This window comes from Actinoplanes sp. NPDC051494, from assembly GCF_044454705.1.
Classification (GTDB): domain Bacteria; phylum Actinomycetota; class Actinomycetes; order Mycobacteriales; family Micromonosporaceae; genus Actinoplanes.
The window spans coordinates 295,849-310,153 of sequence record NZ_JBITDZ010000010.1; the positions used below are offsets into that span (position 1 = coordinate 295,849).

15 protein-coding genes are annotated in these 14,305 nt (G+C 70.0%); 6 read left to right on the forward strand and 9 right to left on the reverse strand.

Annotated elements, in window-relative coordinates:
* Positions 1-4: 4 nt before the first annotated feature.
* The 5 genes from ACIA6A_RS30755 to ACIA6A_RS30775 form a co-directional block, all read right to left on the reverse strand.
* Complete coding sequence (locus ACIA6A_RS30755; protein ID WP_396101439.1) at positions 5-985, reverse strand: ABC transporter permease; 981 nt, start codon at positions 983-985, stop codon at positions 5-7.
* Positions 982-2,034, reverse strand: a complete 1,053-nt coding sequence (locus tag ACIA6A_RS30760; protein WP_396101440.1) for an ABC transporter ATP-binding protein — start codon at positions 2,032-2,034, stop codon at positions 982-984. The genes ACIA6A_RS30755 and ACIA6A_RS30760 overlap by 4 nt, the downstream gene beginning before the upstream one ends.
* A gap of 64 nt (positions 2,035-2,098) precedes the next feature.
* Complete coding sequence (locus tag ACIA6A_RS30765) at positions 2,099-3,781, reverse strand: ABC transporter substrate-binding protein (protein ID WP_396101441.1); 1,683 nt, start codon at positions 3,779-3,781, stop codon at positions 2,099-2,101.
* Positions 3,782-3,893: 112 nt separating this feature from the next.
* Positions 3,894-4,895, reverse strand: coding sequence for a LacI family DNA-binding transcriptional regulator (locus tag ACIA6A_RS30770; RefSeq protein ID WP_396101442.1), 1,002 nt, complete (start codon positions 4,893-4,895; stop codon positions 3,894-3,896).
* A 122-nt stretch (positions 4,896-5,017) separates the two neighbouring features.
* Positions 5,018-5,875 (reverse strand): NAD-dependent protein deacetylase, encoded by an 858-nt coding sequence (locus ACIA6A_RS30775; RefSeq protein ID WP_396101443.1) that lies wholly within the window; start codon positions 5,873-5,875, stop codon positions 5,018-5,020.
* A 601-nt stretch (positions 5,876-6,476) separates the two neighbouring features.
* On the opposite strand from ACIA6A_RS30775, the gene ACIA6A_RS30780 reads away from it, so the two are divergent.
* The 3 genes from ACIA6A_RS30780 to ACIA6A_RS30790 all read left to right on the forward strand — a co-directional run bounded on the left by ACIA6A_RS30780 (position 6,477) and on the right by ACIA6A_RS30790 (position 8,713).
* The gene (locus ACIA6A_RS30780) at positions 6,477-6,767 is read left to right on the forward strand and encodes a hypothetical protein (RefSeq protein WP_396101444.1); all 291 of its coding nucleotides are present in this window, start codon (positions 6,477-6,479) and stop codon (positions 6,765-6,767) included.
* 103 nt (positions 6,768-6,870) lie between these two features.
* Positions 6,871-7,590 (forward strand): hypothetical protein, encoded by a 720-nt coding sequence (locus ACIA6A_RS30785; RefSeq protein ID WP_396101445.1) that lies wholly within the window; start codon positions 6,871-6,873, stop codon positions 7,588-7,590.
* An 82-nt stretch (positions 7,591-7,672) separates the two neighbouring features.
* The gene (locus tag ACIA6A_RS30790) at positions 7,673-8,713 is read left to right on the forward strand and encodes an App1 family protein (protein WP_396101446.1); all 1,041 of its coding nucleotides are present in this window, start codon (positions 7,673-7,675) and stop codon (positions 8,711-8,713) included.
* A gap of 18 nt (positions 8,714-8,731) precedes the next feature.
* Here ACIA6A_RS30790 and ACIA6A_RS30795 read toward each other — a convergent pair whose 3' ends face one another.
* A complete protein-coding gene (locus tag ACIA6A_RS30795) occupies positions 8,732-8,890 on the reverse strand; it encodes a hypothetical protein (RefSeq protein WP_396101448.1) in 159 nt (52 codons plus the stop codon).
* Positions 8,891-8,931: 41 nt separating this feature from the next.
* Between ACIA6A_RS30795 and ACIA6A_RS30800 the strand changes: the two genes are divergently transcribed.
* Positions 8,932-9,576 (forward strand): hypothetical protein, encoded by a 645-nt coding sequence (locus ACIA6A_RS30800; protein ID WP_396101449.1) that lies wholly within the window; start codon positions 8,932-8,934, stop codon positions 9,574-9,576.
* A gap of 6 nt (positions 9,577-9,582) precedes the next feature.
* Here ACIA6A_RS30800 and ACIA6A_RS30805 read toward each other — a convergent pair whose 3' ends face one another.
* Positions 9,583-10,326 carry an EamA family transporter gene (locus ACIA6A_RS30805; RefSeq protein WP_396101450.1) on the reverse strand — a complete coding sequence of 248 codons (744 nt, stop codon included), beginning with the start codon at positions 10,324-10,326 and terminating at the stop codon, positions 9,583-9,585.
* 64 nt (positions 10,327-10,390) lie between these two features.
* Between ACIA6A_RS30805 and ACIA6A_RS30810 the strand changes: the two genes are divergently transcribed.
* Positions 10,391-10,882, forward strand: coding sequence for an Lrp/AsnC family transcriptional regulator (locus ACIA6A_RS30810; RefSeq protein WP_396101451.1), 492 nt, complete (start codon positions 10,391-10,393; stop codon positions 10,880-10,882).
* A 68-nt stretch (positions 10,883-10,950) separates the two neighbouring features.
* Complete coding sequence (locus ACIA6A_RS30815) at positions 10,951-11,790, forward strand: hypothetical protein (RefSeq protein WP_396101452.1); 840 nt, start codon at positions 10,951-10,953, stop codon at positions 11,788-11,790.
* Positions 11,791-11,829: 39 nt separating this feature from the next.
* Here the strand turns inward: ACIA6A_RS30815 and ACIA6A_RS30820 are convergent, their stop codons facing one another.
* Positions 11,830-12,579 (reverse strand): ATP-grasp domain-containing protein, encoded by a 750-nt coding sequence (locus ACIA6A_RS30820; RefSeq protein ID WP_396101453.1) that lies wholly within the window; start codon positions 12,577-12,579, stop codon positions 11,830-11,832.
* Positions 12,580-12,656: 77 nt separating this feature from the next.
* Complete coding sequence (locus ACIA6A_RS30825; protein ID WP_396101454.1) at positions 12,657-14,276, reverse strand: DEAD/DEAH box helicase; 1,620 nt, start codon at positions 14,274-14,276, stop codon at positions 12,657-12,659.
* Positions 14,277-14,305: the final 29 nt, after the last annotated feature.

Genomic DNA, 14,305 nt, shown 5'->3' on the forward strand with positions numbered 1-14,305 from the left:
CGGTTCAGCCCTCCTTGCGGGTACGCGGGTCGAGCAGCAGGTACGCGATGTCCGCGATCAGGTTCGCCACCAGCACCGAGATGGTGATGACGAGGAAGATGCCCTGCATGAGCGGATAGTCCTTGGCGGTGACCGCGCGGAAGAGCAAAAAGCCCAGCCCCGGGTACGAGAAGACGATCTCCACCAGCAGCGTGCCGCCGACGATGAAGCCCAGCGACAGCGCGAACCCGGATACGTTGGGCAGCAGCGCGTTACGGGCCGCGTAACTCAGCGCCACCCGCCGGTCGGACAGGCCCTTGGCGTGCGCGACCGTGATGTAGTCCTCCGCCGCGACGGTCACCATCATGTTGCGCATGCTCAGGATCCAGCCGCTCACCGACGAGATCAGGATCGTCAGGGCCGGCAACAGGCTGTGCTGGATCGCGTCCGGGATGAAGTACTGGTCGAACGCCGGCACGAGGCCGGGGGAGTAGCCGCCACCGGACGGGAAGAAGCTGTTCGGGCCGGCCAGCAGGAAGATCGCGAGCAGGCCCAGCCAGAAGTACGGCACCGACGACAGGAACGTGGTGGCCGGCAGCAGCCCGTCGATCCACGAGCCGCGCCGCCACCCAGCGAGCACGCCCAGGCTGGTGCCGAGGAAGAAGCTGACCACGGTGGTGATGCCGACCAGCAGCAGCGTCCAGGGCAGCGCGTCGCCGATGACCTCGGAGACCGGTGACGGGAACGCGGTGAACGACAGGCCCAGGTCGCCGCGGAACAACTGCTGCCAGTAGTCGACGTACTGCTCCCACACCGACGCGTTCTTGTCGAGGCCGAACAGGACGTACAGCGAGTCCAGGGCGTCCGTACTCATCTGGCCCTGGAACCGCGACAACAGCGAGCGGACCGGGTCGCCGGGGATCATCCGGGGGATGAAGAAATTGAGGGTGATCGCGGCCCACGCGGTGAACAGGTAGAACGCGATCCGTTGCAGCAGGTACTTCATCGGGTCGCCTCCACGGGCTCCGTGCCGGCGGTCTCCGTGTCGTAGAGCCAGCAGGCCGCCCAGTGGCCGGGCTTGTCACCGATCTCCAGACGTACCGGCAGGTCGGTCGTGCAGCGCTCCATCGCGACCGGGCAACGGGGGTGGAACCGGCACCCCGAGGGCGGGCGGATCAGGCTCGGCGGTTCGCCGTCGCCGCGGTCCGCGCTGTCACCGAGCATGTTCGCGATCCGGTCCGGATCAGGAGCGGAATCGATCAACAGCCGGGTGTACGGGTGAGCCGGCGACTGGGTGACCGTCTCGCTGTCGCCACCCTCGACCATCCGGCCGGCGTACATCACCAGCGTCTCGTCGGCGAAGTAGCGCGCCGACGCGATGTCGTGGGTGATGTACAGGATCGCCAGGTTGAGGCGTTCCTTGAGGTCCCGCAGCAGGTTCAGCACCCCGAGCCGGATCGACACGTCCAGCATGGACACCGGCTCGTCGGCCAGCAGCGCCTCGGGGTTCGCGCCCAGCGCCCGGGCGATCGCGACGCGCTGGCGCTGGCCGCCGGAGAGCTCGTGCGGGAACTTGTCGAGGTACCGCTCCGGGGGCGTCAGGCTGACCCGGTTGAGCAGGTCGGTCAGCGCCTGCTCGAGCTCCGCGGCCGTACTCCCGGCGTTGTCGTGGATCTTCAGCGACCGGGTCAGGTGGTACCGGATGGTGTGCACCGGGTTCAGCGACGCGAACGGGTCCTGGAAGATCATCTGGACCCGGCGGGCGTACGCCCGGAACTCGCGGCCGCCCTTGACCTTCGTCGGCTCGCCGTGCAGCGCGATCTCGCCGGCGGTCCGGGGGTACAGCTGCGCGAGCAGGCGCGCGACGGTCGACTTGCCGGAGCCGGACTCGCCGACCAGGGCGACGACCTGGCCGCGGCGCAACGTGAGGTCGACGTCGTCGACGGCGTGCACCGCGTCATGATCACGGCGCAGCAGATCGCGCAACTTCCGGCGTACGGGGAAGTGCTTGGTCAGGCCCTTCGCCTCCAGCACCACCTCTTGGGTGAGCGTCATGCCCTTTGTCCTTCTCAAGGGGGAACCGCCCCCGGGGAGCAGACCCCGGGGGCGGTGCGGCGGATCAGGAGTTGGCGGGCTTGAGGTGCAGGATCACGTCGAGCGCGTTGGCTTGCGTGGGCTGACCGGCCCCGTACGGGTTGGTGTCGTCGGGCCAGCCGACCCAGTTCTTGGTGCTGTACGCCATGCCGACGTTGTCCGCGCCGACCGGGATCATCGGGACCTGCTCGACGAAGATCTTCTGGATCGTGGCGAGCGCGGCACCGCGGGCCGTGTCGTCGTTGGCGTTCGCGTAGTCCTGCAGCGCCTTGGTCGCCTCAGGGCTGTCGAAGCGGCCGAAGTTGCCGGCCGGGGAGGCCGTACCGATCGGCTGCAGGTTCGTGCCGTCCATGATCGTCTGGTAGATGTCGTAGGGCGTCGAGCCACCGTTGGTCCAGCGGAACGTGGCGTCGAACTTGCCCTCCTCCACGTTGCGGGTCCAGGCGTCCTGGTTGGCCTTGTCGATGGTGGCCACGATGCCGATGTCGGCCAGGTTGCTCTTCACGATCTCGAGCGAGGTCTGGTAGTCCGACCAGCCGCTGGGGTCGGTCAGCGTCAGCGTGACCGGCTTGCCGCTCGGGTCGTTGAGCGTGGTGCCGTTCAGTTTGTAACCGGCCGACTCGAGCAGCGCCTTGGCGGCGGGCACGTCGACGCTGAGGTTCTTGCCCTGGTACGGCGCGCTGACGAACGCGTCGCCGGCCGGCGACGGCAGCCCGGTCACGTTGGTGACCTGCGGGTGGAAGTACCCGGCCTCGGCCTGGTTGAAGACGTCGTCACGGTTGACGACCATGTTCATCGCCTGGCGCAGCTTCGGGTCGTTGAACGGGGCCTTCGTGGTGTTGATGTACAGGCCGTGGATACCGAGGACGGCCGGGGCCCAGACCTTGTAGTGCGCCGGGTCCTTGTCGATGAAGACCGTCTTGTAGTTCGGGATGAACACGAAGGCCCACTCGTTGGAGCCGTCGGCCAGCGCGGTGGTCTGCGCGTTGTTGTCGGTGTACGACGTGTAACGCAGCTCCTTGACCGCCGGGAGCTCCTGCCAGTAACCCGACTCCTTCACGCTGAGCGTGATGGTCTGCGGGGTGAACGACTTCAGCTTGTACGGGCCGGAGCCGACCGGGTCCTTGATGGTGTCCTTCGTCGGGTCCGCGATCGACTCCCACGTGTGCTTCGGGACGATCGGGGTCTGGCCGAGGAACTTGTCCTTCTTGACGAACGCCGAGCTGGTGAACGTCACGGTCACCACGTTGCCCGCCGCGGTGATGTCGCCGAACGGCACGGCGAGGGTGTTGAACGCCTCGTACTTCTTCAGCAGGCCCAGGGTGAAGGCGACGTCGTCACCGGTGACCTTCTGGCCGTCGGTCCACGTGGCGTCGTCGCGCACCGTGATGGTGGCCTTCTTGTAGTCCGGGGTCCACTCCACCTTGGTGGCCAGCCACGGCTTCGACTCCTCGGCCGGCTTGACCGGGTTCCACATGAGCAGCGGCTCGTACAGCGCCCAGCGGTAGCCCAGCGAGTTCGCCGCCGAGGTGGACAACAACGGGTTGTGGTTCTCGGCCTGCGGGCCGTTCGGCATGCCCACGGTCAGGAAGTTCGTGCCACCGGCGGCGTTCTTGTTGCCGGCGTTCGGCGAGTCACCACAGGCGGCGAGCCCGCCCGAGGCGAGGACGCCCGCGAGGGCGACCGCGAACAATTTCCTTCTCTGCATCTCTGGATCTCCTCAGGGTATGGCGTGAAACGGGGTGAGAGGGGTGCCCGAGGAATGGGCGGGTAACGGCCTGGCGCCGGGCGCCAGGTCGTAGGTCTGCGATGTGGGGGTGTTACGAGCCGGTCGAGGCGCGGATCGTGAAAGTCGACGGGATGACGGTCGGACGGTTGGGCAGCGGTGAGCCCTCGAAATGGGCGAGCAGCGTGCGCGCCGCGGCCTCGCCCATCTCACGCAGCGGCTGGTGCACTGTGGTCAGTGGCGGCTGGGTGTGCGCCGCCATGGGGATGTCGTCGAAGCCGACGATCGCCACGTCCTGCGGGATGCGCCGGCCGCTGTCGAGCACGGCCTGCATCGCGCCGGTCGCGGAGAGGTCGTTGTGCGCGAAGATCGCGTCGAACTCCAGCCCCGTGTCGATCGCCTTGCGCACCGATTCGAACCCGCAGGCGATGGTGAAGTCGCCGGGCAGCACGTGGTCGGCCGGGATCGGGTGCCCGGCGTCGGCGAACTCCGCGGCGAAGCCGTCCAGCCGCTGCACCGTGCAACCGAAACGTTGCGGGCCGGCGATGACGAGCGGCCTGGTGCGCCCGATCCCCAGCAGGTGCCGCGCGGCCGAACCGGCGCCGGTGTGGTTGGTGGTGCCCACGCTCGGGATCTGCACGGGCTGGACGTCCCGGTCGTCGATCAGCACCACCGGCAGGCCCCGGGCGTGCAGGCCGGCGATGTAGTCGAGGGTGCCCTCGGGCTCGATGACCAGCAGCCCGTCGAAACTCTTGGCGGAGACCTGCGCGCCGAACTGGCGCATGGACTCCTCGCCGCGGTTGCAGGTGAACAGCAGCAGGCCGTACCGCTCGGTCTCCAGCACGTCGACCGCGCCCTGCAGCACGTCACCGATCCACGGCCAGGTCAGCGACGGGACCAGCATGCCGACCACCCGGGTCCGGCCGCGGGCCAGCCCGACGGCACGCGAGCTGGGCACATAGCCGAGCTCGTCGATGACCGCGCGGACCCGGGCGGCGGTGGACTCGTCCAGCTCACCCTTGCCGTTGAGGACCCGGGACACGGTGGTCTTGCTGACCTTGGCCCGGGCCGCGACGTCGGCGATGGTGATGGGCACGTGTCCTCCGGGTTGTATCCGCCCGGTAACGAGGTAGTTTCGGAACCGGTTTCGGGAGCGGTTCCGGCAGTAAACTCCCGTGAGCCCGGTCACGTCAACGCGTCGACATCTTTATTTAGGTTTCATGTCGATAAAGCGCTCGTTTCCACGTGGTCCACCAGCGCGGGCAGGATCCGGCCCAGGGCGGCATCGACGACAAGGTCCGCGTACGGCTCCCCGCGGGTCACGCCCTGGTTCACGATCGCGATCCGGATCCCGTCCTTCGCCGCCCGCAACACGAACCGCCGGCCCGACATCACCGTCAGCGAAGAACCCAGCACCAGCAACGTGGTCGCGGCCGCCACCAGCTCGAAGCTGCGGCTCACCCGTTCCGGCGGCACCGTCTCCCCGAAGTAGACGACGTCCGGTTTGAGCATCCCGCCGCAGGCCGCACAATCCACCACGGTGAAGCCGTCCAGCGCGGTGTCGTCGAGCTCCACGTCACCGTCAGGATTCACCGCGTTCACGGCATTCTCCGCGGTGGTGGCGAAACCCGGATTGGCGGCATCGAGCCGGTCCTCCAGCTCGCCCCGCCCGGAAACCACCCCGCAGCCCAGACACACGACCCGGCTCAGATTGCCGTGCAGCTCCACCACCCCGTGAGCGCCGCCGGCCTGATGCAGCCCGTCCACGTTCTGCGTGATGATGCCGTCGAGGCGGCCCAGCGTCTGCAACCGGGCGACGGCCCGGTGCCCGTCGTTCGGCCGCGCGTCCCCGATCCGGCGCCAGCCAAGATGACTGCGCGCCCAATACCGCCGGCGGGCCAGCGGATCCCGGGTAAAAGCCTGATACGTCATCGGGGTGGCCCGCCGAGCCACCCCGGAAGGCCCCCGATAATCCGGAATGCCGGACTCGGTCGACAACCCGGCCCCACTCAACACCACCACGCCACCATCGGCGACCCACCCGGCCAGCTCAACCGCACCCTCGACCTGATCCACCCACCCATATTCCCCCGCCCGCCGTCCCCCGGCCCCACGACCCGGCCCCGCCCCATGGCCCGGCCCCGCCACCTGGCCCTCACCCCGCACTTCCGACCGTGCCTGCGCTTCGAGGCCGTGCCACCCGGCCGTCGGTTGTCTCCCGGCCGTGCCGCCCGGTCCTCGGCTCTGCGTCTCCGCCATGCCGCGCCGCCCTTTCCGGGCCCCGCTACGCCGCCTCGGCCGTGTCTTGCCGGCCATGCCGCGATGCCTTTGGCCGTCGTTTTCGGGCCGTCCCCGGGCCTCTTTCCTCGGCCGGGTCACCCGGCGGAGTGGGACGAAGCCCTCAGTCGATGCGATCTGTGCATGGACCTGCGGATCACGGTAGATTGGGCAGGTGGCTGCCGTCGCGCGCGTGATCCCCGGTGCGTGGATCTCCCGTGCCCGGACCGCCCGCGCCTCGACTTCCCGGGCCTTTACTTCTCGGGCCCTGACTTCTCGGGCCCTGACTTCTCGGGCCCTGACCTCTCGGGCCTGGACCTCTGGGGCTTCGGCCTCCCGCGCCGGCATCTGCGGTTCCGGTGCCTGGGACGCCCGCCGACTGCTGCGGTTCCTGGCCGGGATGGTGCTGATCGCGCTCGCGTTCGCGATGCCCGCGCTGAGTTCCCCGCCCGAGGCCCCCGAGCCCGCGATCGTGGTCACCACCGTCGACGCGCCGATGAGCCCGGGTCTCTCCGGTCGGATCGTGGTGCCCGACCGCCCCGCCGCCGACGGCCTGGCCACCTCGTTGCTCGAGACCCCGGCCGGGTCACCCGCGGCCGGGACGCCCCTGGTGATCGGTTCCGCCCCGCTCCCGCTCTCCGGCTCCGCCCATCATGGCGACCGTGCCGAGCGGGCTCCGCCGCAGATCTGACCTGCCGTTCGCTTCTGCTCGTTGGTGACGCTGAGTGCGTGCCACGCGAGCACACTCCGTTACTTCGAGCTGCACCCCACGTACGAGAGAAGCCGGTGTCACCGTGGAAACCGCTGCCCTCATCTGGATGACCTGCCTGCTCGCGATCGCGACCGCGACGCTGATCTTCGCCATGCCCCGCCGGTTCTCCGGCGGTCCCAGGGCCGTGCCGCGCGAGGCCGCCGACCGTTACGCCGGGCAGGCCGCGGAGGCCGCCGACCGCGCCGCCGACCGTGCCGCCGAGGTCGCGCGCCGGCGCCGGGCCGCGTGGGAGCGGGCCCAGGACGAGGTCGACGCCGCGTGGGAGGCGTTCGACGCCGCCGACCGCGATGCCCGGCGCTGTGCCGCCGCGGCGGTGTTCCCGATCTTCAAGCAGCGCCGCACCCGGGCCGAGATCGCCGACCGGGAGCGGTTCCTGCACACCCGGGCCCTCACCGCCTGCCGCGAGCGGGAGCTGTCGATGGAACAGCTCAATGAGGTGCTCGCGCACCGGGGTGGCTGGAATGCCCGCAAGCACCCGGTCGCGCAGGAGACCGCGTTGCGCGCCGCGGTCCGCGAGCACCGCCTCGCCGGCTACCAGGCTGCTACGGAGCGTGAGCGGATCGCCTGGCGGGACGCCGAGCTGGCCGCCGCCGAGTTGCGGGAGCTTCGCACCGAGGCGCTCGCCGCCACGATCCGGATGGGCCGTGACGTCCGTTCCCTGCGACTGTCCCCGCAGGTCACGCGGCAGAGTGTGCCGGAGCCCGCGCCCCGCGCCGCGCCCGCCCGCCTGGCCGTGCACTGAGGACCCGGGCCGTTGCGGAGCGGTACTCAGGTGGGCCAGGTACCGTCACAGAGGCGTTGACGAGCAACGGCAGGAGGCCGACGTGTCAGTGACCCCGGCGGGCCGCCCGCCCGCCGTGCGGCTGCATCGCGCCGCGCGTATCGAGGATGCCGTGCACGAGGTCATCGAGCGGAGGCTGCGCCAGCGCGGCTGGCAGCCGGTGATCACCGCGTACACGGGATATGGCTCCCCGGGCTGGGCCCGGGTGATGGGACGGGTGGTGCTCACCCGTCGCAACGAGGTGAACAAACGGCTCGAGAAAGTGCGGGGCTGGCGCAGCTTCACGTCCTCGCCGGTGCACAACGCACCGGTGCAGATCCAGATCGGAGACCAGGTCCATGAGGTACGCACCGACCGCAGCGGTTACGTCGACGCGCGCGTCAAGGGCGACCTGACGCCGGGCTGGGCCACCGTGCGCCTGAGCACCGTGGGCGCGGCGTCCGTCGAGGCGCCGATCCGGGTGGTCGACCCGGACACGAAGTTCGGCGTGATCAGCGACATCGACGACACGGTCATGGTGACCGCGCTGCCCCGCCCGCTGCTGGCCGCGTGGAACACGTTCGTGCTGGACGAACACGCGCGCATCGCGGTGCCGGGCATGGCGGTGCTCTACGAACGGCTGGTCGCCGCCAACCCCGGCTCACCGGTCTTCTACCTGTCGACCGGTGCGTGGAACGTGGCACCGACGCTGACCCGCTTCCTGTCCCGGCACCTGTACCCGGCCGGCCCGCTGCTGCTCACCGACTGGGGCCCGACCCCGGACCGCTGGTTCCGCAGCGGCCAGGAGCACAAACGCAACACGCTGGCCCGGCTCTCCAGCGAGTTCCCGCACATCCGCTGGCTGCTCATCGGCGACGACGGGCAGCACGACCAGGAGATCTACTCCGCGTTCGCGCACGACCACCCGGAGAACGTGGCCGCCATCGCGATCCGGCGCCTGTCACCCACCCAGGCGGTGCTGGCCGGCGCCATCCCGGGCCCGTCCGGCAACCCGGAAGCCGTGGGCTCGGGTGGCAAGACGTGGTTCTCCGCCCCGGACGGCGCCGGACTATGGTCTTTGCTGCGGGACACCGATGTCGTCTGAACCCCACATGTCCGTGGCTCAGTCGTCGTCGGCCATCACGCCGTCCGTGCTCTTCTCCGACTCCGTGACCCGTTTGTGCAGCCGCGCCCGGATCTCCTCCGGCGTGTATGCCCGTCGCTGCCGCTCCTGCCGGGCCAGCACCACTCCCGTGGCTGCGACGCCTGCCAGTCCGGCCAATCCCGCTATTTTCCACCAACGCATCTGCTGAGGATAGACAAGTGGTTGCCGACATCAGTCTCGAAGACGCCATCGACCTGACCCGTACGGGCGACATCTGGATCTTCCGGGGCCGCTCAGGCCCGGACCGTGCCATCCAGAGCCTGACCAACAGCCCGGTCAACCACGTCGGCATGTCGATCGTGGTCGAGGACATGCCACCGCTCATGTGGCACGCCGAGCTGGGCCGTTCGCTGCCCGACATGTGGTCCGGCACGTTCCAGCGGGGCGTCCAGCTCCATGACCTCCGCGACGCGGTGACGGTCTGGGCCCACCGTTACGGACAGCGAGGCTGGCTCCGGCAGCTCGAACAGCCGGTGACCAAGGACATGGAGGACAAAGCCCTCAGGACGGTCGCCCGCCTCGACGGCACCCCGTTCCCCTCCAGCACCCAGCTCGCCTGGCGCTGGGCCCGGGGCCGGGTCCCCCAGGTCCGCCTTCCGTGGCAGCACGCGCCGGAGGTCACCGGGGATCTCGAGACGGCTTACTGCGCCGAGGTGGTCGCGGTGACGTACGAAGCCATGGGTCTGCTGCCTCGTGGCCGCAACGCCGGGTGGTACGACCCGGGCCGGTTCTGGAGCGGTGACGATCTCGAACTCTGCGACGGGTACCGGCTCGCTCCGGAGTTGGCGGTCCATACCCCCTGAGCCGCCCTACGACTCGCCGGCCACCGTGACGGAGCCGGTCCGGGTCCGTGGCGGCCTCGGGGGGCGTTCCTGGTGCAGGGCGACGCCGGCGACAACCAGCACCACGCCGATGATGCCCACGCCGGAGGCCTCGGCCAGCGCGACCGGGTCGGTGAAGGCGGGCACAGCCTGTCCGATGCCGATCGGCAGGGCGATGACGGCGGCGATCAGCATCGACAGTGCGAGACCGTCGATGCCGGCGACCTCACGGCTGCGCGCGACGCGGTGACCGAGCACGATGTACAGGGTGAACAGGCCGGCGTTGGCGACGGCGAACGTGATGCCGAGCGGTTCGGCGACCAGGCGTACGTCGGTGAGCAGGTACACCCCGCCGGCCGCGGCGACCAGTGCGGCGATGGTGCGGCTGGTCCGGGCGGCGAGCGCGGCCAGCACGATGACCGGCAGGAATTCGATCGCGGCGACGGTGCCCAGCGGCAGCCGGTCGATGGCCAGATAGAATATGCTGTTCATCACCGCCAGCACCGCGGCCCAGCCGGTGAGCAGCAACCGGGTGGGCCGGTCCAGGCGACGCCACAGCCGCCACGGTCGCCGCCACATCGCGAACACCAGCGCGGCGGTGGCGATGCGCAACCACGCGACCCCGAGCACGTCGATGCGGGCGAACAGCAGCACCGCCAGCGCCGGCCCAAGATAGTGGAACACCGCACTGACCATGAAGTACGCGTGCGGCGGTACCCGTTGTCTTGTCATGGCTCTATTCTCGAAAGATAAACGTCACGAGGCCAGGCGCGATCGAAGGTTCGGGGACGTCAATATGTCTTTCCAGGAAAGCGAAAGCCGTTTTGGCTTTCCCCCGCGAAAAGATCTGCTCGACGACACCAATGTACGGTTGCTCGACGCGCTGAGCGCCGACCCGCGCGCCACGGCGGCGGAGCTGGCCCGCCAGGTCGGCATGTCCGCGCCCGCCGTCCGGGAACGGATCGCCCGGCTCGAACAGGCCGGGGTCATCCGCGGCTACCGGCTCGACATCGACCCCGCCGCCCTCGGCCTCCCCGTCGCCGCCTGGGTGCGTATCCGGCCCGGTCCGGGCCAGCTGCCCAGGATCGCCGAACTCGCCGCCCGGACCCCGCAGGTCAGCGAGTGCCACCGGATCTCCGGCGAGGACTGCTTCCTGCTCAAGGTCCACGTTGCCGCCATCGAGGACCTCGAAGCGGTGCTCGACCGGTTCCTGATCCACGGCCAGACCCACAGCTCGTTCGTCGTGGCCACGCCGGTGGCGCCCCGGCTCCCCGCAGTCGGTCGCTGACGAAAATACAGCGACCGGCGTCGATGTTTGCCCCCATGGCGCAAGCGAAGTTCACTACGGTGGATGCCATGGTTCAAACGTTGACGAGGCGTCTTGTCGTCGGTCTCATCGCGGTCCTGATCGACCTGCAAGCCGAGTCGCAGCGCAGGAGCAGCGACAGCGTGACGTGCGACGGCGAGAAGATGAGTCCCGGAGACGTCTGCATGGCGTTCGGGAAGGGCGCCGCGGGCCGGGGTGGCACCTATGAGGAGATGAAGGCGAAGCAGGTTGCCGCCGTTCAGCCGGACAAGCTCCGTACGGATGACCTGATCTGGCGTTTCGTGGCGATCGTGCCGCTGTTGATCTCGGCGGCGCTGTTCATCTCGGTGATCGCCATGTTCATCGCCGTGGCGCGGGCCCCGGCGGGACGGCGGTCGCTGGCGGCGGCGAACGGGTGGGACTACGTGCGCAAGCATCCGACCCTCGCCGGGGAAGCCGGGCTGTTCAAGCCCTACCTGGCCAGCCAGATCGCCGCGACCGACGTGGTGACCGGCGAGCGCAGGGGCTATCAGTTCCTGATCTTCACGTACCGGGACATGGACAAGTCGGAGCAGGCCGCGTTCCGGGTGACGCTGCCGATCGGCCTGCCGTTCATGTGGGTCAACGGTTCGTCCGAGTTCCCGTTCTCCTCGGACACCGACCGCGGCGTGCAGGCGTGGCTCGCCCAGAAACTGGGGATCGTGCCGGTGAAGAACGGCGCCTCGCCGATGCGATTCTGGGCGCAGGACAACAGGCTGGTGCGCGTCGTCAGCGTGCAGTCCCGGCCGGGCAAGATAGCGGACCAACTCGACGCCACCGTGAACCTGGCCGAGCGCCTCATGAAGGCCGCGAGGGAAACCGTGGCGGAAGCCGAGGCCCGCAAAGCCTAGGGCGACCCAAAGCCCTGACCATTCCGAGTGGATACCGCACTAGGCGCCGGGGCGGATGAACGGCCGGTCCCGGGCGGGTACGTCCGCCTTCGGGCGGGCCGCCCGAAGGCACACGTCGAGAACGTCGTCAGCCGGCGCGAGGTAGATACCACTCGCCCACGCGGCATTGGCCTCGATCACCGCCCAGCGTCCATCGACCGTGCCGATGTCGATGACGATCGCGCTGGGCAAGGTGTGGGCCTGAGCGTCCAGGAGATCCGCGGCGAACGCGAGTGCGTCCGCACCCGCCGTCGCCAGATCCAGCCGGCCCTCGGACGCATACTGCCCGGACGCGTGCACGGCACCATCGAGGACGAACAGCCGCACCTCCGTGCCGAAGTCGACGATGTCACTGACCAGGACCTCGGTGCCGGGATCGAACGCGTCGGAGCCCGGCAACCGCGACCCGTCGGTATAGACCATCGCCCGGACGCTCTTGTCGTTCGGCGACTTGACGAACGCCGGCCGCCGGAGCTGCTGTGCCTCACCCAGGGTGACCAACTGAACATCTCGGCCGACGAACACTCGGGGCAGCTCGGCCAGCCACCCCCGAGGCGCTTCTAGCTCGGCGATCCCCAGCGTCGGACCGACAGCGTCAGCGAACTCCGGCCCGCAATGCAGATGATCGCCCCGAAGCCCGTCCGGCACCTCGAACGTAGGCAGCTGCACGGTGTCCAACCCGCGTCGCCGGGCGGCGTCCCGGACCTTCTCCGCAGAAGTAGTGAGCCGGGGCGGCAGGATCAAGTTCACCGAAGCAGGATCCCCCGCGCCCGCAGAACGCACAACGGCCCGGACCGATGGCCCGGGCCGTACGTGAGAAAGGAAGGTCAGCGACCCCGACGCCCACCAGCGCGCGTCCCGGCCGAGAACGCCGCAGCGCCGCCGCCACCGGACTGGGTGGTGTGCACCGGCGTCGACCCGGTGCCGGAAGCCCGGCGCGGGCCACCGCGACCGCTCTGGCCGGAGGCCTGGCCGCCACTGCCGCCACGCGAGCTCTGGGAGGTGCGGGCACCGCCACCCTGGGAGGTGCGGGCACCGCCACCCTGGGAGGTACGGCCTCCGCCCTGGGAGCGTCCGCCCTGCTGGCCGCCGGTCGAGCCCGACTCGTGCCCCGCCGACGCGGTGCGCCCGGCACCCGCGGGACGACGTCCACGGCGAGCCCGGCCGCCACCGCCACCGGCGTTGCCTCCGGCGGCGTCCTCGTCGCGGGAGGCCGCGCTGCGGGTGGCCGAGTCCTGGGCCGCGCCGGCTGCCATGGCCGCGTCGAACGTGGCCGGGTTGGTGTAGGTGCGCTCGCCCGGCGCCAGCTCCGCGAGCAGGGCGTCACCCGGGCGGGTACGGGTGGTGGTCGGCTTGATGCCGGCCTTGCGGGTGAGGTCGCGCACGTCGGTCTGCTGGTCGTCGGTCATCAGGGTGATGACCGTGCCCTGGGCGCCGGCCCGGGCGGTGCGGCCCGAGCGGTGCAGGTAGGCCTTGTGCTCGACCGGCGGGTCGGCGTGGATGACCAGGGCGACGTCGTCGACGTGGATGCCGCGGGCCGCGATGTCGGTGGCGACCAGGGTGGCCGCGCTGCCGTCGGAGAACGCCGACAGGTTGCGGTTGCGGGCGTTCTGGGCGAGGTTGCCGTGCAGCTCGACCGCGGGGACGCCGGCCTGGATGAGCTGACGGGTCAGGGTCTTGGCGCGGCGCTTGGTGCGGGTGAACACGACCGTGCGGCCGGGGGCCGCGACGAGGTCGACGAGGACCGGGAAGCGGTCGTCGTGGCGCACGTGCAGCACGTGGTGCGACATCTGGATCGGGGCTTCGGCGGCCGAGTCGACGTGGTGCGTGACCGGGTTGTGCATGAAGCGCTTGACCAGGATGTCGACGCCGCCGTCGAGGGTCGCGGAGAACAGCATCCGCTGGCCGGTGCGGGGGGTGCCGTCCATGATCCGCCGGACGACCGGCAGGAAGCCGAGGTCGGCCATGTGGTCGGCCTCGTCGAGCACGGTGATCTCGACCGAGTCGAGGTTGGCGTAGCCGTTGCGCAGGTGGTCGTCGAGCCGGCCGGGGCAGGCGACGAGGATGTCGACGCCGTTCTTGAGGCCGCGGATCTGCGGGTTGGCGCCGACACCGCCGAAGACGGTGAGGGTGTTCAGGCCGAGTTCCTTCGCCAGCGGGGCGATGGCCGCCTCGATCTGGGTGGCGAGCTCGCGGGTGGGCGCCATGATCAGCGCGCGCGGGCGGCCCGGGCGGCGCTGGGTGCCGGAGGCGGCGAGGCGGGCGACGACCGGGAGGGCGAACGCGTACGTCTTGCCGGAGCCGGTGCGGCCGCGGCCGAGCACGTCACGACCGGCGAGCGAGTCCGGAAGGGTCGCTTCCTGGATCGGGAAGGCGCTGGTGATGCCGAGGCCGGCCAGGACCGAGTCGAGCTTTGCGGGTACACCGAGGTCGGTGAACGAGGTCATCAGGTGGGGACTCCATAAGTCTTTAGGGG